The sequence below is a fragment of the Streptomyces sp. RPT161 genome (assembly GCF_027533845.1).
In the GTDB taxonomy this organism is placed as follows: domain Bacteria; phylum Actinomycetota; class Actinomycetes; order Streptomycetales; family Streptomycetaceae; genus Streptantibioticus_A; species Streptantibioticus_A silvisoli_A.
The window spans coordinates 17,042-37,088 of record NZ_JAPZVN010000017.1 but is presented as its reverse complement, the minus strand read 5'-3'; the positions used below and the strand labels follow the sequence as shown (position 1 = coordinate 37,088).

The window sequence follows — 20,047 nt, the reverse complement described above, 5'->3', positions numbered from 1 at the left end:
AAGGCTTTCCTGTCAGGGTTGTGAGACCGGAGGCTGTGGCCGTCCGCGCCGTCCTCGTGTCAGGGCGTGCTCAAGCACATGAAGATTGGTGGCAGGTGTTAGCGAATATGCAATCGGATTCGATTGCTGTGTTCGGTGCAGGGGTCATGGGCCGCAGCATCACCGCACTGGCGCTGGGCCGCGGGGTGGACGTCGTACTGGTTGACGTCTCTGACGATGTACTGCAGGACGCCCGGGCGGAAATCACGCAGCAAACGCGGCACGGGCAACTCATGGGCGCCTTCCCTGCCGGACGGACCCTCGGAACGTTGACGACAACGCTGTCGAGCGGGGACGCGGCGGATGCCGCCTTGGTGATCGAGGCGATTACCGAGGACGCCTCGCTCAAGGCGCAGGTCATGGCGGAGATCTCCGGCACGGTCCGCGCCGGCGTCCCGCTGATCACCAACACGTCCGGTATCCCCATCGCCGAACTCGCGAAGTCGGTGCAACGACCCGCGGAACTGGCCGGGGTGCACTTCATGAATCCGGCCTACCTCATCGAGATGGTCGAGGTGGTCCGCGGCCCGCAGACCGGCGACGACGCCATGGCCGCCACCCTTTCCTTTCTCGAGCGGCTGGGGAGGAAAACAGTCGTCGTTCGCGACGCGCCGGGATTCGTCACCAGCAGGCTGCTGCATCCCATGATCAACGAAGCGGCCAGAATCGTGGCCGAGGGCACCGCGAGCGTCGAGGCCGTGGACCGGCTGATGCACGGATGCCTCGGTCATCCGACCGGTCCGCTGCGCACCGCCGATCTGATCGGACTCGACAACCTCGCGGACGCTCTTCGGATTCTCGCCGAGCGGACCGGAAATTCCACCTTCGAGCCCTGCGAACTCCTCATGGAGAAGGTGCGCCGCGGTGATCTGGGGCGCAAGACGGGGCGCGGTTTCTATGACTACGGAGAGGTGCTTTCGTGAGCCAGGACCTGGTAACCACCGCTGAGGAGATCGGGCAGGCGATCACGGCGTTCGTCTCGAAGCGGGTCGGCGCGGACGTCCCCGCCGACCAGGACCTCTTCGAGTCCGGGCTGGTGTCCTCGCTGTTCGCCATGGAGCTCGTCGTCCACCTGGAGCAGGCGTTCTCCGTGCAGATCCTGGGGGACGACCTCAAGCGGGACAACTTCCGTTCCGTCCAGGCCATGACCGCTCTCGTGCTGCGACTGAACGGTGCCGAGCAGGCCGCCGATGCCTGAACCGCTCGCAGACGCCCGTGAGTTCGTCGACGATCTGATCGGTGACCGGGCCGCCGAGTGGGACCGGGCCGGTCTGATTCCCGACGACGCGCTGCGCACACTGGCGTCCCGCGGCCTGCTGTGCGCGGAGGTGCCGGAGGCCTCTGGCGGACTCGGGGTGAGCAGCGCGGTGAACGGTGAGTTCACCGCGTACGTCGGCAGCCGGTGCAGCTCGCTGCGGAGCGTGATGACCTCTCAGGGCATGGCGGCGTGGACGATCCAGCGCCTGGGCAACCCGCAGCAGCACGCCGAGTACCTGCCGAAACTGGCCGGTGACCAACTTGCCGCCGTCGCGTTCAGCGAGCCGGAGGCGGGCAGCGATCTGTCGGCGATGACCACCACCATCGAACCCGACGGTGACGCCGTCGTCGTCCGCGGACAGAAGGTCTGGACGACCGCGGCCCAATACGCCGACATGATCCTCGTCGTCGGGCGCTACGGTTCCGGGGCGGCCGCTGTCGTGGTGCCGGCGTCGGCTCCGGGCGTCACCGTGACCAGGGTCCCGCGGCCGTCCGGCTGTCGGGCGGCGGGCCACGCGGACGTAGGACTCGACGACGTGCGGCTGCCGGCCAGCGCGGTACTCGGCGGCGGGCAGCCGTTGATGCTCCTGGTGACGACCGCGCTGGCGTACGGGCGGATCTCGGTCGCCTGGGGCTGCGTGGGCATCCTCCGGGCCTGCCTCGACGCCGCCCGTCAACACGCCCGGTCACGGCGGCAGTTCGGCAAACCGCTCGCCCAACACCAGCTCGTCGGCCGCCACTTGGCGAACCTGCTGACCGGTGAGCAGATCGCCACCCGGATGTGCGAACACGCCAGCCGGTGCTGGGACAGCGGCTCTCCCGACATGGTCGTCGCCTCCGTCCTCGCCAAGCAGGTGAGCGCCGTCCAGGCCGCGCAGGGCGCTGCCGCGGCCGTGCAGGTCCTGGGTTCGGCGGCCGCGCACGAGGGCCACGCGGTCGAGCGCGCTTACCGCGACGCGAAACTCATGGAGCTCATCGAGGGCAGTACGGAGATCTGCCAGCTGATCCTTTCCGACCACGCGGTGTCCATGACGGCGAGATGAGACGGCGACATGAGCCAAGGAGAACCGGTGGCTGAACCGACCCCCATCGTGAAGTGCCTGGTCTGGGACCTCGACAACACCCTGTGGCAGGGCACGCTGCTGGAGGACGGCGACGTGAAGCTCGCCGACTCCGTCAGCGAGCTCATCACCGAGCTGGACAGCCGCGGCATCCTCCAGTCGGTCGCCAGCAAGAACGACCACGACCAGGCATGGAAGCAACTGGAGGCGCTGGGCGTCGCCGAGTACTTCGTCCTGCCGCGCATCGGCTGGGGTCCGAAGTCGGACTCGGTGCGGGAGATCGCCGACGAGCTCAACTTCGCGCTCGACACCATCGCCTTCGTCGACGACCAGCCGGCGGAGCGGGCAGAAGTCGAGTTCCATCTGCCGCAGGTCCGCTGCTACGACGCCGAGCGGTTGCCAGAGCTCGCCGCTCTGCCGGAGTTCAGCCCGGCGACGGTGACGGTGGACTCGCGCCGCCGTCGGCAGATGTACCAGGCCGGATTCCTGCGGAAGTCGGCCGAGGCGGAGTTCCAGGGGCCGAGCGACGACTTCCTGCGTTCCCTGGAACTGGAGATGCGCATCGGACGCGCCACCGAGGACGAGTTGTCCCGCGTGGAGGAACTGACGCTGCGCACCAGCCAGATGAACGCCACGGGAGTGCACTACTCCATCTCCGATCTGCGCACCCTGCTGGCCGATCCACACCACGAGGTCCTGGTGACCACGCTCACCGACCGGTTCGGGCCGCACGGCGCGGTCGGCCTCCAACTGCTGGCGAAGCACGCGGGCGTCTGGAATCTGAAGCTGCTGGCCACATCGTGCCGCGTGGTGTCGTTCGGCGCCGGTTCGGTGATCCTCGGCTGGCTCGTCGACCAGGCCGCCCACGCGGGCGTCCACCTGGTGGCCGACTTCCGGCGCACCGAGCGCAACCGGATGATGGAGATCGCCTACCGCCTCGCCGGCTTCACCGACGAGTCCTGCGACTGCCGGGCCGGGCTGCCCGCGCCCGCTCAACAAGACATCCAGCGGCTGCATCTGCTTCCGGCACCCTGCGCCCCGCCGCCCACGATGAAGCTGCACACCGTCAGCCTTCAGCGCCTGAGCGCGGGCGCGCCCTCGACCGGTCCGATCAGAGAAGATGGATGACGCATGGCGAACCAGCTAGGTCTCCCGGCCGGGCTCTCGGAGTACATCCGGAAGTCCTCCCTGCGCGAGGACGAGGTCCTGCGGCAGCTGCGCGAGACGACGTCGGAACTCCCCGCGGGCAGCGCGTTGCAGGTCATGCCCGAGGAGGGGCAGTTGCTGACACTGCTGGCCGGTCTCACCCCGGCCCGCAGGATCCTCGAGATCGGTACGTACACCGGGTACAGCACCCTGTGCCTGGCCCGCGCGCTCGCGCCCGGCGGACGGCTGGTCACCTGCGACATCACCGAGCGCTGGCCGCAGATCGGCGCCGAGTACTGGACCAAGGCGGGCGTCGACGGGCGGATCGACCTGCGCGTCGGTGATGCGACGGACACCCTCAAGTCCCTCGTCGCGGACGAGGGCCCCGGCACGTTCGACTTCGTCTTCATCGACGCCGACAAGCAGCGCTACCCGGGCTACTACGAGTTGGCGCTGACCCTCGTCGGCGACCACGGCCTGATCGTGGTCGACAACACCCTGTTCTTCGGCAAGGTCGTGGACCCCGATGCCCAGGACCCGGACACCACCGCGATCCGCGCGTTCAACACGCTGGTCCGCGACGACCCGCGGGTGGAGATGTCCCTGGTCCCCATGGCGGACGGCATCACGCTGATCCGGAAGAAGCGGCGAACGCGGGAGTGAACGGCCGACCGGGGTCGGCCCGGGGTCTGCCGGGCCGCCTCCTTCGCTCACCGCGAGGGCCGCGCTCAGCCGACCACCCTCGGCACGTACGCGGCGTGGGCCCCGTCGGAGTAGCGGCGCAGTTCGACGCCGTACACCTCCGCGGGGTAGAGCTGCTGGCCGAGGAATTCGATGACCCGGTTGAATTCCGGCGGAAATTGACTGGCCACGATGGCCATACGGAGTCTGCCGACGGCAAGATTCGCTTCGAGGGTGCGCAGAAACGAACTCTTGTCGATCGGGCAATCTATTTGCAGTAGCAAATTCTCTTCGGTGCTGCTGTACAGCTGTGCTGTGTAGTCGAGTGACCGCTGAAGTATGTGCAGCGGCCAGTGCCGCGCCCCACTGCCCGCGTAGTCGAGTGTTTTTCCGAGGGCGTCGTTCGCATTCCACGTGTCGTGCGGCTCCACCACTTCGACGATGGTCGGCACGCCTTTGGCGTCGGCGAACAGATGGGTGGCGCTGAAGGAGTAGCCGTCCGTGTCCGGCATGACGTCCGCGGGAGTCCTGCGGATCAGCAGCAGCCGCGAGCCGGCGTCGTGCGCGTTCGCGGCCGTGGACAGCAGGTCCGGGTAGCGGACGAGGATCTCGTGCAGAGGCGGTTCGGGGTGGGCCGCCGTCGGTGTCAGCAGGGAGAGCCCCGCGCCGTTCTGCAGCACGATGCGCCGGTTCCATGCCTCGTTACCCCGCGTCGGCGGACGCGGCCCCTGTGGGCGCGCATGCCTTCCCGACTTCATCTGCACCGGGTCCGCGGGCAGCACCGCCGGGCGTTCCAGCCAGGGGTCGATCGGGGCGACGGAGGAATTCAGGATGAAGGCCAGCGTCTTGTACGTCCCGGCGAGGGCCAGCAGTTCGAGGAACTGCTCCTCGTCGTAGCGCTCGGCGAGTTGCTTCCAGGTGCTGTCCGAGATCACGGACCTGGTGTGGAGCTCGTCGACGGCCACCAGGAGGGCGGCCTCGAAGGGTGTCCACTCGGAGGTGTCCTCCGAGGCGACCCGGGCGATCTCCGTCTCACTCAGCCCGACGAAGAGTCCCGCGGCGTGGTGGTGGGCCCAGATGTACGGGGCCTGGGAGCGCCATGCCGTGCGCAGGATGACGAGTTCGCGCTCGCGCGCCGGGAGGACCTCGCCGGCCACGTGCGCCATCAGCGGCTGCATCGCGGGCAGCAGCGTCGGGTGGTTGGCGATGGTCCGCATGACGTTCGGTGCGGGCCTGTCCGCGAGGAGCCCGTTCAGCGACTCCTTCGCCGTCCGGGCGTAGGCCTGGCCGGCGGGTGTGACGGCGAATTCGTCCACGTCCTGCGGATCGATCCTGGGCCGCATTCCCTCCCCCTTGGGCTCGCTCGTGTGTCGGCATCTCAGGGGCGGGCGACTCGGCCGCGGAAGCCCTGTCGGGCCGACGGTGTTCCAACAATAATGCCACGGGAAGAGTTTTGTCGGGCTCGGGGTATTCGGATTTTTCATCGCGCTGGGTAGCGGCGGAGGCGCTGTGTGCAACTGCAAAGGTCGAGGTGTCGGGCGAGTGTGCCGAGGATAAAACGAAAGTTATTGGTATTGCCCTGGTATCCCTGTAGTATCGCGCATTGTTGATCACGACTCGAACGGCAGTCCTGTGCCGCCGGATTCTTGGAGAACGGCCCGTGGCGGCACGTGCTCTCTCCCCGCCGAGCCCGCCGTGCCTGCCGAGCTGCTGAGACGAAGAGTTGGGGGAGCGGTGCCGTGAGCCGATCCGAGTCCATGTCCGCTGAGCGCCTCCGTGCGAGGGACAACGCCATCGCGGTGGTGGGAGTGGCCTGCCGGTTGCCGTCCGCAGAGGATCCCGAGCGGTTCTGGCGGCTGCTGGCGGGCGGGGTGAGCGCGGTGGCGCAGGTGCCGCCGGGTCGGTGGAGCGACGAGGCAGCGGTCTCCGACAGGACCGGCCGGGGTGCCTTCCTGGGCGAAGTCGACCGTTTCGACGCCGAGTTCTTCGGGATCTCTCCGCGTGAGGCACGGTCGATGGACCCGCAGCAGCGTCTCGCGCTGGAACTGGGCTGGGAGGTCCTGGAGGACGCGGGCGTCCTGCCGGCCGCGGTACGGGGCAGCGACACCGGCGTGTTCGTCGGCGTGACCGCGGACGACTACAGCGCACTGGACCGGCGCAGGGGACCGGCGGCCGTCGGGCACCACACCCTCACCGGGCTGAACCGCAGCGTGATCGCGAACCGAATCTCCTACTTCCTGGGATTCCGGGGGCCGAGCCTGGTGGTGGACACCGGGCAGTCGTCGTCGCTCGTGGCGGTGCACCTGGCGTGCGAGAGCCTGCGGCGCGGGGAGTCGGCGACGGCGCTGGCCGGCGGCGTCCACCTCAACCTGGTACAGGACAGCGCGGTGGCGGCGGACCAACTCGGTGCCCTGTCCGCGGACGGCCGCTGCTTCACCTTCGACGAGCGCGCCAACGGGTACGTCCGCGGCGAGGGCGCGGCGATGGTGCTGCTCAAGCCGCTGGCCAGGGCACTGGCTGACGGCGATGAGATCTACTGCCTCATCGAGGGGAGCGCGGTCAACAACGACGGCCCGGCCGAGGGGCTGACGACGCCCGATCCGCGGGGGCAGCAGGCGGTGTTGCGGGCGGCGTGCCGACGTGCGGGCGTGGACCCGGCCGAGGTGCAGTACGTGGAGCTGCACGGGACCGGTACCCGGGTGGGCGACCCGGTGGAGGCGGAGGCGCTCGGTGCCGTCTACGGGGTGGGCCGCCGCGGGGACAGCCCGCTGCTGGTCGGTTCGGCGAAGACCAACGTGGGGCATCTGGAGGGCGCCGCGGGCATCACCGGCCTGGTGAAGGTCGTGCTGTCGCTGCGGAAGGGCGAGCTGCCGGCGAGCCTGAACTTCGAACGGCTCAACTCGCGGATCCGCTTCGACGAGTGGCGCCTGGACGTGGTGACGGCGACCCGTCCCTGGCCCTACCGCGACGGCCGGGCACTCGCCGGGGTGTCCTCGTTCGGCATGGGCGGCACCAACTGCCACCTGATCGTGTCCGCCGCCGAGCCGGCGGCCGGGAACGCGCCTGCGACCGCGGGCGCCGACGACGCCACCGGCACCGTGCCGTGGCCGCTGTCGGGGCGGACCCGGGACGCCCTGCGCGCGCAGGCCGCCGGACTGGCCTGCCATCTGGAGGAGAACCAGCACCTCGATCCGGTGGACGTGGGTTTCTCCCTGGCGACCACCCGGACCGCATTCGACCAGCGCGCTGTCGTCCTCGCGCCGGACCGGACGGGTGCACTGGGCGCGCTGGCAGCGCTGGCCGACGGTGAGTCCGCGCCCGGCGTCGTGCGGGGAGCCGCCGACGTCGAGGGCAGGACGGTGTTCATCTTCCCCGGCCAGGGTTCGCAGTGGGCCGGCATGGGTGTCCGGTTGATGGCGGAGTCCCCGGTGTTCGCCGAGCGGCTGGCCGAGTGCGCTGCCGCGCTGGCACCCCATGTGGACTGGTCGCTGCTGGAGGTGTTGCGGCAGGCCGAGGGAGCGCCGTCGCTGGAGCGGGTGGATGTGGTCCAACCCGTCTCCTGGGCGGTGATGGTGTCCCTCGCGGCGCTGTGGCAGGCGCACGGGGTGGTCCCGGACGCGGTGGTGGGGCACTCGCAGGGGGAGATCGCGGCGGCGTGCGTGTCCGGTGCGCTGTCACTTCACGACGCGGCGCGGGTCGTGGCGCTGCGCAGCCGGATCATCGCCCGCCGGCTGGCGGGGGAGGGCGGCATGCTGTCGGTGCCGTTGCCGCAGGCCGAAGTCGAGGCACGGCTGGACCGCTGGGACGGCCGGATCTCGGTCGCGGCGGTGAACGGGCCCGGCTCGGTGGTGGTCTCCGGTGAGCTGGAGGCGCTGGACGCGTTGTTCGACGAACTCGCGGGCGCCGACGTACGGGTACGCCGCATCGCGGTGGACTACGCCTCGCACTCGGCACAGGTCGAGCGGGTGCGTGAGGAGTTGACGGCCGCGCTGGAGGGTGTCGGCCCACGCCGTGCACAGGTGCCGTTCTTCTCCACGGTGACCGGCGCGTGGCTGGACACCACCGATATGGACGCCGGGTACTGGTACCGCAACCTGCGGCAGACCGTCGGTTTCGAACCGGCGGTGCGGGCGTTGCTGGGACAGGACTACCGGTTCTTCGTCGAGGTCAGCTCCCACCCCGTACTGACCGGCGGAATCCAGGAGATCATCGACGCTGCCGACGCCCGGGCGGTGGCCGTCGGCACGCTGCGCCGGGACCTGGGCGGCAGGGACCGGTTCCTGACCTGTCTGGCGGAGTTGTACGTCCGTGGTGTGCCGGTCGACTGGTCGCGGTCGTTCGCCGGGACCGGCGCCCGACGGGTGGCACTGCCGACGTACGCGTTCCAGCGGGAGCGTTACTGGCTCCCCGAGCCGCCCGGTGGTGCCGCGGGAGCGGCCGTCGCTCCGGTGGCAGGGGCCGGGCAGGCCGTCGTTGTGGAGCCGGTTCGCCCGGGATCCGACGCCGCGTGGACGCGCGCCGGTCTGGCGCGACTGGTGCGTACCGAGGCGGCGGTGGTGCTCGGCCACTCCTCCGCGGACCGGATGAACCCGGCGCACTCCTTCCGGGAGCTGGGCTTCGACTCGGCCATGGCGGTGGAGCTGGTGACCCGTCTGAAGTCCGCGACCGGGCTGCGGATGGCCAACACCGTGCTGTTCGACCACCCCACGCCTGACCGGCTCGCGGAACATCTGGCCGCCCAGTCCACCGGCCCGGCAACCGGCGGCGTGTCGCCGGAGCCTGGCGCCGTCGAGGCGGACGAACCGGTCGTGATCGTGGGTATGGCCTGCCGCTTCCCGGGCGGGGTGACCTCGCCGGAGGAGCTGTGGGACCTGGTCTCCGCCGAGACGGACGCCATCTCCGAGATGCCCACGGGCCGTGGGTGGGCACCGGACTTGCTGGCGACCGGCAGGCCGGGCGGATTCCTGTACGACGCGGACCGTTTCGACGCGGCGTTGTTCGGCATCTCGCCGCGTGAGGCGCAGGCGATGGACCCGCAGCAGCGGCTGGCGCTGGAGGTGAGCTGGGAGGCGGTGGAGCGGGCCGAGATCGCCCCGTCGTCACTGCACGGCAGCCGGACCGGGGTGTTCGTGGGGGCGATGGCCCAGGACTACGGTCCGCGGCTGAAGGACAGCTCCGGTGACGCGGAGGGGTACCTGCTGACCGGCACCTCGCCGAGCGTCCTTTCCGGCCGGATCGCCTACGCCCTGGGGCTGCGGGGTCCGGCGCTGACCGTGGACACGGCCTGCTCCTCATCGCTGGTGGCGCTGCATCTCGCGGCGCAGGCGCTGCGGGCCGGCGAGTGCTCCCTGGCGCTGGCCGGTGGTGTCACCGTGATGTCCGAGCCGGGGATCTTCGTGGAGTTCGCCCGGCAGGGCGGTCTGTCGCCCGACGGCCGCTGCAAGGCGTACGCGGAGGCCGCGGACGGGACCGGATGGTCCGAGGGCGTGGGCATCCTGGTGCTGCAACGGCTCTCGGACGCGATCCGGGACGGCCACCACGTGCTGGCGGTCCTGCGCGGTTCCGCGGTCAACTCCGACGGGGCCTCGAACGGCCTGACCGCGCCGAGTGGGATCTCGCAGCGGCAGGTGATCACCCAGGCCCTCGGCGGTGCGGGCCTGGTGCCCTCGGACGTGGACGCGGTGGAGGGGCACGGCACCGGTACCCGGCTGGGTGACCCGATCGAGGCCCAGGCGCTGCTGGCCACCTATGGGCAGGACCGGGACCGTCCGCTGCTGCTGGGGTCGCTGAAGTCCAACATCGGGCACACCCAGGCCGCCTCCGGTGTCGCGGGCGTCATCAAGATGATCCTGGCGATGCGGCACGGTGTGCTGCCTCGGACGCTGCACGTTGACGCGCCGTCGTCGCAGGTGGACTGGTCGGCCGGCGCGGTGGAACTGCTCACCGGGACCGTTCCGTGGCCGCGGGTCGAGCGGCCCCGCCGTGCGGGTGTGTCGTCGTTCGGGATCAGCGGCACGAACGCGCACGTCATCATCGAGCAGCCGCCGCAGGACCGGCCCGGTCGTCCCGCCGCGCCTGCACCGGCCGCGCTACCGGCGCAGGCCGGGCCCGCCGTGGTGCCGTGGCCGGTGTCGGCCCGTACCGAGGCGGCGCTTGAGGCCGGGCTGGAGCGGCTGGCCGCTTTCGTGGCCGAGACCGGCGCGGCGGCGCCGGACGTCGGCTACTCGCTGGCGACGACACGCTCCGAGCTGGAGTGCCGAGCGGTCCTCCTGGTCGAGACGGGCGGCACCGACGGCATGGAGGACGGTGCCGGGCAGGCCGCGCGGGTGGCCGAGGGCACCGTGGTCGGCGACCCCGGCCCCGTGGCGCTGCTGTTCGCGGGTCAGGGCGCGCAGCGGCTGGGCATGGGCCGCGACCTCTACGCCCGGTTCCCGGTGTTCGCGGCGGCGTGGGACGAGGTCCGCACGCTGCTGGACGAGCAGTTGGAGCGGCCGCTGCGCGACGTGGTGTTCGGCGACGACATGGAGCTGCTGAACCGTACCGAGTACGCCCAGCCCGCGCTGTTCGCCCTGGAGGTGGCCCTCTTCCGGCTGGTGGAGTCCTGGGGGGCGGTGCCCGATGTGCTGGTCGGGCACTCGGTGGGGGAGATCGCGGCGGCACACGTGGCCGGGGTGCTGTCCCTGCCGGACGCGTGCACGCTCGTCGCCGCCCGCGGACGGCTGATGCAGGCGCTGCCGGAAGGCGGCGCCATGGTCGCGCTGCGGGCCACCGAGGACGAGGTGGCGCCGCTGCTCGCCGCTTCCGGGGGGCGTGTGGGGCTGGCCGCGGTCAACAGCCCGCAGGCGGTGGTGGTCTCCGGAGAGACCACCGCGGTCGAGGCGATCGCGGACCGGTTCGCGGCCGACGGGCGTAAGGTGACGCGGTTGCAGGTCAGCCACGCGTTCCATTCCCCGCTGATGACCCCGATGCTGGACGACTTCCGCACCGTCGTCGAGGGCCTGGCCCTGGGCGAGCCTCGTATCCCGATCGTCTCGACCGTCACCGGGCAGCAGATCGGCGCGGAGCGGATCTGCACCTCCGGTTACTGGGTTGAGCATGTCGGGCTGACCGTGCGGTTCGCCGACGCCGTCGCCGCGGCGGCCGCGGCCGGAGCCCGTACCTTCGTGGAACTGGGACCGGACGCGACCCTGTCCGCGCTGGCCCAGGACACCCTGGTCGACGTGGGGGACGTCGAGGCGGTGTCGCTGCTGGGCCGGGACCGTGGCGAGGAGTCCACGGTGGTGACGGCGGCTGCCCGGCTGTACGTGCGCGGCGTGCCGGTGCGGTGGGCCGAGTTGTTCGCAGGGACCGGGGCGCGCCGCATCGCGCTGCCGACGTACGCCTTCCAGCGCGACCGGTACTGGATCCCCTCCACAGGCACGGGCTCGGCGGCCGGGGTGCTCTCGGCGGGACTGGACCGTGCGGATCACCCGCTGCTCGGCGCAGTCGTGGAACTACCCGAGAGCGGCGGCCTGTTGTGCACCGGGCGGCTGTCGGCCATGGAGCAGCCGTGGCTGGCCGACCATGCGGTGTTCCCTGGCGCCGCCTTCGTGGAACTGGCGGTACGGGCGGGCGACGAGGTCGGCTGCGGCGTGGTCGAGCAGCTCACGCTGGCCGCCCCACTGGTGCTGTCCGGGGCGGGCGGGGACGCTGTGCGGATCCAGGTGGCGATCGGCGGCCCCGGCGACGGTGGCCGGCGCACGCTGGGCGTTCACGCGCGGCCCGCCGACACCGCCGAAGCGCCCTGGACAGTACACGCCACCGGCGTCCTCGCCCCCGGCGCGCCGGGGGCCGAGCTCGAAGACGGGCGGGTGTGGCCGCCGCAGGGCGCCGTACCGGTCGACCTGAACGCCTTCCACGAGTCCCGGCCCGAATTGGTGCGTGGGTCGGCGGGGCAGGTCGTTCGGACGGCCTGGCGGTCCGGTGAGGAGGTGCTGGCCGAGGTCAGGCTCCCCGAGCACCTCGCCGACGATGCCGGCTCCTTCGGCCTGCACCCCGCGCTCCTGGACGCGGTGCTGCCCCTGGTGTCGCTGACCGGCCTCGACGACGCGCCGGGCGGAATGTCGCCGGCGGCCTGGTCCGGGGTGAGCCTGCACGCCGTGGGCGCGTCGGTGCTGCGGGTGCGGCTGCGCAGGACAGGCGAGGACACCGTCACCCTGACTGCGGCGGACGCCGCAGGCGACCCGGTGCTCTCCGTACGCTCGTTGACGCTGCGGCCGCAGGGCGTCGAAGCCCCGCGGCCCGTGGCCGGTCAGTCGCTGCTGCGCCTGGAGTGGCTGCCCGCCCCGGTGCTCGCCGCCGCGGTGCCGGAGACTGGCGGGCACGACCCTGCCGCGGCCGGGGAAGTGGCGCTGGTCCCGGTCGTCACGCCTGCCGGTGTGCCGGTGCCGGAGGCGGTCCGTACCGCCACCACCTCTGTCCTCGACGTACTGCGGCAGCACCTGGTGGGCGAGGACGGCGGCGGGAGCGCTGTCGGGCGGCCGTCCCGGCTGGTGTTCGTGACCCGCGGGGCGGTGGCCATCGAGCCCGGAACGGTGCCGGATGTGGTGGCCGCCGCGGTGTGGGGGCTGGTGCGGTCGGCCCAGCAGGAGAGCCCCGGCAGTTTCGTGCTGCTCGATGTGGACCCCGCGGACGGCGGGGATCCGGTATCGGCCGCCGCGGGGGTGCGACGCGCTGTGCTGGGCTGCGACGAGCCCCAACTGGCGCTGCGCAATGGCGAGTTGCTGGTACCTCGCCTGGCCCCCGCCGACGTTCCGGGCTCGCCAGCGGCGGTCCCGTCGGCACCGGACCTGTCAGCCCCGGACCCGGCAGTGCCGGGAGCGGTGTGGGGCGGCGAGGGAACCGTGCTGGTCACCGGTGGTCTGGGCGGCCTGGGCGCGCTGGTCGCCCGGCACCTGGTCAGCGAGCACGGGGTCCGTCACCTGCTGCTGGCCGGACGCCGGGGCGCCGATACCGAGGGCGCCGGCGAGCTGGTGGCCGAGCTGACCGCCCAGGGCGCGCGGGTCACCGTCGCCGCCTGCGACGTCTCCGACCGCGCAGCCCTGGCCGCCCTGCTGGCGGACATCCCGGCCGAGCACCCGCTGACCGGCGTCCTCCACGCCGCCGGTGTGCTCGACGACGGACTGATCCAGGCGCTGACCCCGGATCGGCTGGAGACGGTCTTCCGCCCGAAGCTGGATGGCGCGTGGCATCTACACGAACTGACCCGCGATCGCGACCTGACGGCGTTCGTGGTGTTCTCCTCGGTCTTCGGCGTCCTGGGCAACGCGGGTCAGGCCGCCTACACCGCGGCGAACGCGTTCCTGGACGCGCTGGCACAGCGGCGTGCCGCGGAAGGCCTCGCGGGCTTGTCCATCGGGTGGGGGCCATGGCCGCAGGACGCTGGTATGTCCGCCGGGCTGAGCGCCGCGGAGATGGACAGGATCGCCCGGGCCGGGCTGCCGGTGTCCTCCGTCGAGCAGGGACTGGCCTGGTTCGACGCCGCGAGCGCGGCGCGCGGGGCGTCGGTGGTGGCGACCCGGGTCGACCGGGCAGCTCTGCGGGCGCGCGACACGGTCCCCGCCGTCTTCCGGGGCCTGGTCCCGGCCGCACCCGCCCGTCGGACCCCCGCCGCCACCACCCGGGCCTCCGACCTGCTGGCCGGGCTGACGGGCGATCAGGCCCGCACCCGTCTGCTGGAGTTGCTGCGCGAGCAGGTGGTCGCGGTGCTGGGGCTGGCAGGCCCGGCGGCGGTCGGGGCCGGGCGGTCGTTCAAGGACCTGGGCTTCGACTCCCTGACCGCCAACCAGTTGCGGAACGCCCTGCGGAAACGCACAGGCCTGCGCCTGCCCTCGACCCTGGTCTACGACCACCCGACCCCCGAAGCACTGGCCGACCACCTGTGGGCCAAGTTGGATGGTGGGACCGGCGAGCAGCACCAGGGCGCCGTGCCGGCCCCGGCCACGAGGCGCGGCCCGGCGGCTGGGACGCCCGATGCCGAACCGATCGCGATCATCGGAATGAGCTGCCGGTTCCCCGGCCGGGTGCGTTCGCCCGAGGAGCTGTGGGAACTGCTGGCCGCGGGCACGGACGCTGTCGCCCCGCTGCCCGCCGACCGCGGCTGGGACCCGGATGTCCACCATCCCGACCCGGAGCGGGCCGGCAAGACCTCAGCGGCGGCGGGGGGCTTCCTGGACGGGGCTGCCGAGTTCGACGCGGGATTCTTCGGGATCTCCCCGCGTGAGGCGACTGCGATGGACCCGCAGCAGCGGATGCTGCTGGAACTCGCCTGGGAGGCGTTCGAACGCGCCGGGCTCGACCCGGCGTCCCTGCGGGGAAGCACGACCGGCACGTTCGTCTCCGCGCTCTCCCAGACCTACGGCGCGGGAGCATCGGCGGACGCCGACGGATACCAGCTCACCGGGACGATCCCCAGCGTGCTGTCCGGCCGTCTGGCCTATGTGTTCGACTTGGCGGGGCCGTCGGTGACGGTGGACACGGCTTGTTCCTCCTCGCTGGTCGCGCTCCACCTCGCATGCCAGTCGCTGCGATCGGGGGAATGCAGCCTGGCTCTGACCGGCGGTGCGACGGTGCTGGCAGGCCCGGACGTGCTGGTCTCGTTGAGCCGGCACCGGGTCATGGCGCCGGACGGCCGGTGCAAGGCGTTTGCCGAGTCGGCGGACGGCATGGGCATCGCCGAAGGCGCCGGCCTGCTGGTGCTGGAGCGGCTCTCGGACGCCCTGCGGCACGGCCACCGGGTGCTGGCCGTCGTACGCGGCTCGGCGGTGAACTCCGACGGTGCCTCCAACGGGCTGACCGCGCCCAGCGGTCCGGCGCAGCAGCGGGTGATCCGGCAGGCCCTGGCCAACAGCGGGCTCGCCGCGTCCGACGTCGACGCCGTCGAGGCACACGGGACCGGCACCGCGTTGGGCGATCCGATCGAGGCGCACGCACTGCTGGCCACCTACGGCCAGGACCGGGGCGACAACCCGCCGCTGCTGGTCGGCTCGGTCAAGTCCAACATCGGGCACACCCAGACCGCCGCCGGTGTCGCGGGTGTCATCAAGATGGTGATGGCGCTGCGGCACGGCTGGCTGCCCAAGACGCTGCACGTCACCGAGCCGTCCTCGCGCATTGACTGGAACGCGGGCGCGCTCCGCCTGCTGACCGAAGCCGTGCCATGGCCCCTTCTCGGCCGACCACGGCGATGCGCTGTCTCGGCATTCGGCATGAGCGGCACCAACGCGCACGCCGTCCTGGAACAGGCCCCCACGCCCGCCGAACAGCCCGTGGGCGGGACCGGCGCGCTGGCCGGACCGGCCCCGGCGGCCGCCGACCACCCCCTCACCGCGGGCCCGGCATCGGGCGGCCCGGTGGCGTGGCCGCTGTCGGGCAAGTCCGCCGCCGCGCTACGCGCCCAGGCCCACAAACTCCTCACCCACCTGGAGAACCACCCCAAGCTGCGGCCCGTCGACGTCGGGTACTCGCTGGCGACGACCCGTACCGCGTTCGAGCACCGGGCGGTGCTGGTCGGCGACGATCGCACGGCGCTGCGCGAGAGCCTGGCCGCCCTGGCCCAGGGCACCGCACATCCCGGTGTGCTGCGGGGCACCGCGCCCGCACGTGGCCCGGTGGTCTTCGTCTTCCCGGGCCAGGACGCGGCCTGGCCCGGGATGGCGGCCGAACTCCTGGACGCCTCGCCGGTCTTCGCCGCCCGCGTCGACGAGTGCCAGGCGGCCCTGGCCCCGTACATCGACTGGTCACTCACCGGCGTGATGCGCAGTGCGGACGGTGCACCTCCGCTTGAGGGGCGGCCCGATGTGCAGCAGCCCGTGCTGTGGGCGGTCATGGTCTCTCTCGCCGCTGTGTGGCGTTCGCTGGGCGTCGAGCCGGCTGCGGTGGTCGGTCATTCCCAGGGTGAGGTCGCTGCCGCCTGCGTCAGCGGCGGTTTGTCCCTGGAGGACGGTGCCCGTGTGGTGGCGCTGCGCAGCCGCCTGATCCGTGAACGGTTGTCCGGGAGCGGCGCGATGATGTCGGTGATGGCACCGCCCGAGCAGGTCCAGGCGGTGCTGGACCAGATCTCCGGTGCGGTGTCGATCGCGGCGGTCAACGGCCCGAGGATCGTGACGGTCTCCGGCGACCCGGCCGCTCTGAACGAGGTCGAGCGCGGCCTGTCCGCTGCCGGTCTCATGCGCTGGCGGCTTCCCGGGGTGGACTTCGCCGCCCACTCCGCGCACATCGACCAGATAGAGCCCGAACTACTGAAGCTGCTGGCCGGCGTACGGCCCCGCGCGTCGCAGGTGCCGTTCTACTCCACGGTGACTGGAGGCCGCCTGGACACCGAGGAACTGGACGCCCGCTACTGGTGCCGCAACCTGCGCCAGGCGGTGTCGTTCGCCGAGACGATGACGGGCCTGGTGCGCGAGGGGCACGGCGTCATGATCGAGGTCAGCCCGCATCCGGTGCTCGCGGTCGGCACCAGCGAGATCATCGAGAAGGCCGGCAGCCCCGCGGTCACCCTCGGCACCCTGCGCCGGGACGACGGCGGATGGGACCGCGTCCTGCGCTCGCTGGGGGAGGCCCACGCCCACGGCGTGTCCGTCGACTGGCCCACGGTGCTGACCGGTGGCCGCGTGGTGGACCTGCCGACCTACGCCTTCCAGCACGAGTCCTACTGGACCGCTCCGCCCACCCCTGCGCCTCGCACGCCCGGCTCCGCCGACGGGCCGCTGTGGGAGGCGGTGGAGCAGCAGGACGCCGCTGCCCTCGCCACGCTCATCGGTCTTGAAGCCGAACACAAGGCCGCCCTCGACACGGTACTTCCCGCGCTGTCGGCCTGGCGCGAGCGGCAGGACCAGCACGCCCTGGTCAGCACCTGCCGCTACCGGACGGCCTGGACGCCCCTGCGCGTCCCCACCAGCCCGTCCCTGACCGGCACCTGGCTGGTCGTCAGCACCAGCAGTGCCGACGGCGCGGACGTACTGGACGCCCTGACCGCACACGGCGCCCGGTTCCGCCGCGTGGTCCTCGACGAGACCTGCACCGACCCCGAGACGCTCACGGCACGACTCGGCGACCTCGACCGCGCGGCCGGAGTGCTCTCGCTCCTCGCCACGGCCGAAGAAGCCGACGCCGACCGGCCCGCACTGCCCACCGGCCTGGCACTGACCGTCTCCCTGACCCAGGCCCTCATGACCTCCGGCACCCGGGTGCCGCTGTGGACGGTGACCCGCGGCGCGGTCTCCACCGGCCCGGCCGACCCGGTACGCAACCCTCGTCAGGCCATGACCGTCGGCCTCGCACGGACCGCCACCCTGGAAGCACCCTCGCTGCGCGGCGGACTGGCCGACCTCCCCGAGCGGCTCGACGCCGAGACGGCCGGCCGGTTCGCCTCGGTGCTCTCGCAGGGGCCGGGGGAGGAGCAGGCGGCGGTGCGCCTGTCGGGCGTCCTCGTCCGGCGCCTGGTGAAGGCACCCGCACGAGCCGACGCGCCCGCCACCTGGACACCCCGCGGCACGATCTTGATCACCGGCGGCACCGGAGCCCTGGGCAGCAGGACCGCCCGCTGGCTCGCCCGGCAGGGTGCCGAACACCTGGTACTGCTCAGCCGCCGCGGCCCCGCCGCACCCGGCGCTGCCGAGCTCGTGGCGGAGCTGAACGCCCAGGGGACGATCGCCGAGGCGGTGCCCTGCGACCTGACCGACAAGGAGGCCGTGGCCGCCGTACTCGACGAGCTCTCAGCAAACGGCACCCCGGTCCGCTCGGTGGTCCACATGGCCGGTACCCGCGCCCTCGGCCCCCTCGCCACGGCCGGTCTCGACCATGTCGCCGACGCGGTGCACACCAAGGTGACCGGTGCCGCGCACCTCGACGAACTCCTCGACGACAGCGAACTGGACGCCTTCGTCCTGCCCGCGTCGGTGGCCGGAATGTGGGGGGTGGGCGAGCACGCCGCACAGGCGGCGGCCGGCGCGTACCTGGAGGCGCTGGCGGCACAGCGCCGCGCCCGCGGCGCCTGCGCGACGTCGATCTTCTTCGGCCCCTGGGACGAAGCCCGCAGGCAACTGAGCGAATCCGACAGCGAGCAACTCCTCCGCACCGGGGTGTCCTTCCTCGATGGCGAGTTGGCCCTGACCGCCCTCGCCCAAGGAGTCCACGAGCAGGAGAGCGCGCTGGCGGTCGCCGACATCGACTGGAAGCGCTACCTACCGGTCGTCACCACAGCCGGCCCCAACCCCTTCTTCAGTGAACTGCCCGAGGCACAAATCCTCACCCAGCCCGCAGCCACCCGTGGCGACGGCGAGTTCACCACGCGGCTGCGGAGCCTGCCGCCCACCGAGCAGCGGCGACTGCTCCTGGACCTGATACGCAGCGAGGCCGCGGCAGCGCTCGGCCACGCATCCGGCGACGCGGTCGCCGAGGACACGGTGTTCCGCGCCAACGGCATGGACTCCCTCGCGGCGGTCGACCTGCGCAACCGGCTCGCCACGGCGACCGGCACAGCCCTGCCCAGCACCGTCGTCCTCACCCACCCCACCCCGGCCGACCTGGCCGACCACCTCCTGGACCACCTCGCCACCTCACCGACGCCCGACCGCGGCACCGTCGGCGCATCCCCGACGGACCTGGTCGCCCGACTCCACCGCGAGGCCGTACGGACCAGCCGCCTGGACGACGCCGACACCCTGCTGTCCGATCTCGCCGCCCTCAGGCCCAAGAGCACCGAGCCCCTCCCGCCTGCCGTCGACCGGCTCACCGCCGGCACCTCTGGCCCCCGCTTGATCTGTGTGGCCCCGATCGTGCCCCTGACCGGACCGGACACCTACTTCGCACTCGCCCGAGCCCTCCCAGAACACTGGGCCATCTCCTGCCTGACGCCCCCCGGCTTCGGCACGGACGAGGCGTTGCCCGCCACCCGCGAAGCACTCGTGGCAGGACTGGCACAGGCCGTGGAGGCCGAAACCAGCAGCGACAGCACCGCCGGGGCCGGTGGCGAGGCCGCCGAGCCGGTGGTCCTCCTGGGCACCTCATCCGGCGGCATCCTCGCCCACGCCACCGCCCGCTACCTCGCCGACCACGGCACCCCCGTGCGGGCCGTCGTCCTCCTGGACACCTACGACCTGCAAACCCCCGTCGCCCGCGCGCTCCTTCCACACCTGTGGCACGGCCTGTACGAGCGCGAGCACCTCACCGGCGGCTACACCGCCACCACCCTGTCCGCCTACGCGTGGACCGAACGACTCATCCGCACCTGGACCCCCGACCCCGCCCCCTTCCCGACTCTGCTCCTTCAGGCCTCGGAGCCCCTCCCGGTCTCGCCCGGGACGGACACGGGACCGCACCCCTGGCAGACCACACTTCCCCACATCACCACCACCCTCACCACGCCGGGCAACCACTTCACCCTCATCAACCAGCACGCCCCCGCCGCCGCCGACCACATCACCGCCTGGCTCAGCGAACGGGGGTGCGCCCGCTGAATCGACTTCGCACCACGGCCGTACCTGCTGGGCCTCCGCCGTGCCCCGGCGGAGTGCCATCGTGACCGAACGGCGTTCCACACCAGGGTCGTTGAGGCCTGAGGAGCGGACGATGCCGACCCAGCACGGTGAACAGCCCGGGACCACCGCGACCGATGCGGGCAGGCTCGGTGCGGGTGAAACCGACCGGACGACACACGGCCCAGCAGGGCCTGCACCAACCCGGCTGCGGTCGGTCCTGGTCGGGGCGGCCCGCCGGATGGTGGCCCGAGATCCGTCAGGGGCGCAGGAGTTGTTGGAACGTGCGCAGAGCGCGGCCGCACATCCCGGGCCCGCACCTGGACGGCTACTCCGCCTTCGGCGGCT

The 20,047-nt window shown here is 72.1% G+C and carries 7 protein-coding genes; 6 read left to right on the top strand and 1 reads right to left on the bottom strand.

What is annotated here, in order from left to right; all coding sequences use genetic code 11:
• The first annotated feature begins 107 nt into the window (after positions 1-107).
• From O5O46_RS26420 to O5O46_RS26400, 5 genes are read left to right on the top strand one after another with little or no spacing between them, the layout of a single operon-like run.
• Entirely contained in the window at positions 108-962 is an 855-nt protein-coding gene (locus O5O46_RS26420) for a 3-hydroxyacyl-CoA dehydrogenase family protein (protein ID WP_269858086.1), read from the top strand.
• Positions 959-1,237 carry a phosphopantetheine-binding protein gene (locus tag O5O46_RS26415; RefSeq protein WP_391858262.1) on the top strand — a complete coding sequence of 93 codons (279 nt, stop codon included), beginning with the start codon at positions 959-961 and terminating at the stop codon, positions 1,235-1,237. The genes O5O46_RS26420 and O5O46_RS26415 overlap by 4 nt, the downstream gene beginning before the upstream one ends.
• Positions 1,230-2,339: an acyl-CoA dehydrogenase family protein gene (locus tag O5O46_RS26410; RefSeq protein WP_269858085.1), complete on the top strand. Its 1,110-nt coding sequence runs from the start codon at positions 1,230-1,232 to the stop codon at positions 2,337-2,339. The genes O5O46_RS26415 and O5O46_RS26410 overlap by 8 nt, the downstream gene beginning before the upstream one ends.
• A 27-nt stretch (positions 2,340-2,366) precedes the next feature.
• Positions 2,367-3,485, top strand: coding sequence for an HAD-IIIC family phosphatase (locus O5O46_RS26405; RefSeq protein WP_269858084.1), 1,119 nt, complete (start codon positions 2,367-2,369; stop codon positions 3,483-3,485).
• Between the two features lie 3 nt (positions 3,486-3,488).
• On the top strand, positions 3,489-4,166 hold the full coding sequence (locus tag O5O46_RS26400) for an O-methyltransferase (RefSeq protein WP_269858083.1): 678 nt from the start codon (positions 3,489-3,491) through the stop codon (positions 4,164-4,166).
• A gap of 65 nt (positions 4,167-4,231) precedes the next feature.
• Here the strand turns inward: O5O46_RS26400 and O5O46_RS26395 are convergent, their stop codons facing one another.
• Positions 4,232-5,527, bottom strand: a complete 1,296-nt coding sequence (locus tag O5O46_RS26395; RefSeq protein ID WP_269858082.1) for a carboxymuconolactone decarboxylase family protein — start codon at positions 5,525-5,527, stop codon at positions 4,232-4,234.
• A gap of 414 nt (positions 5,528-5,941) precedes the next feature.
• Here O5O46_RS26395 and O5O46_RS26390 point away from each other — a divergent pair, with 414 nt between their 5' ends.
• Positions 5,942-19,681 (top strand): type I polyketide synthase, encoded by a 13,740-nt coding sequence (locus tag O5O46_RS26390; RefSeq protein WP_443072633.1) that lies wholly within the window; start codon positions 5,942-5,944, stop codon positions 19,679-19,681.
• The last annotated feature ends 366 nt before the right edge of the window (positions 19,682-20,047 follow it).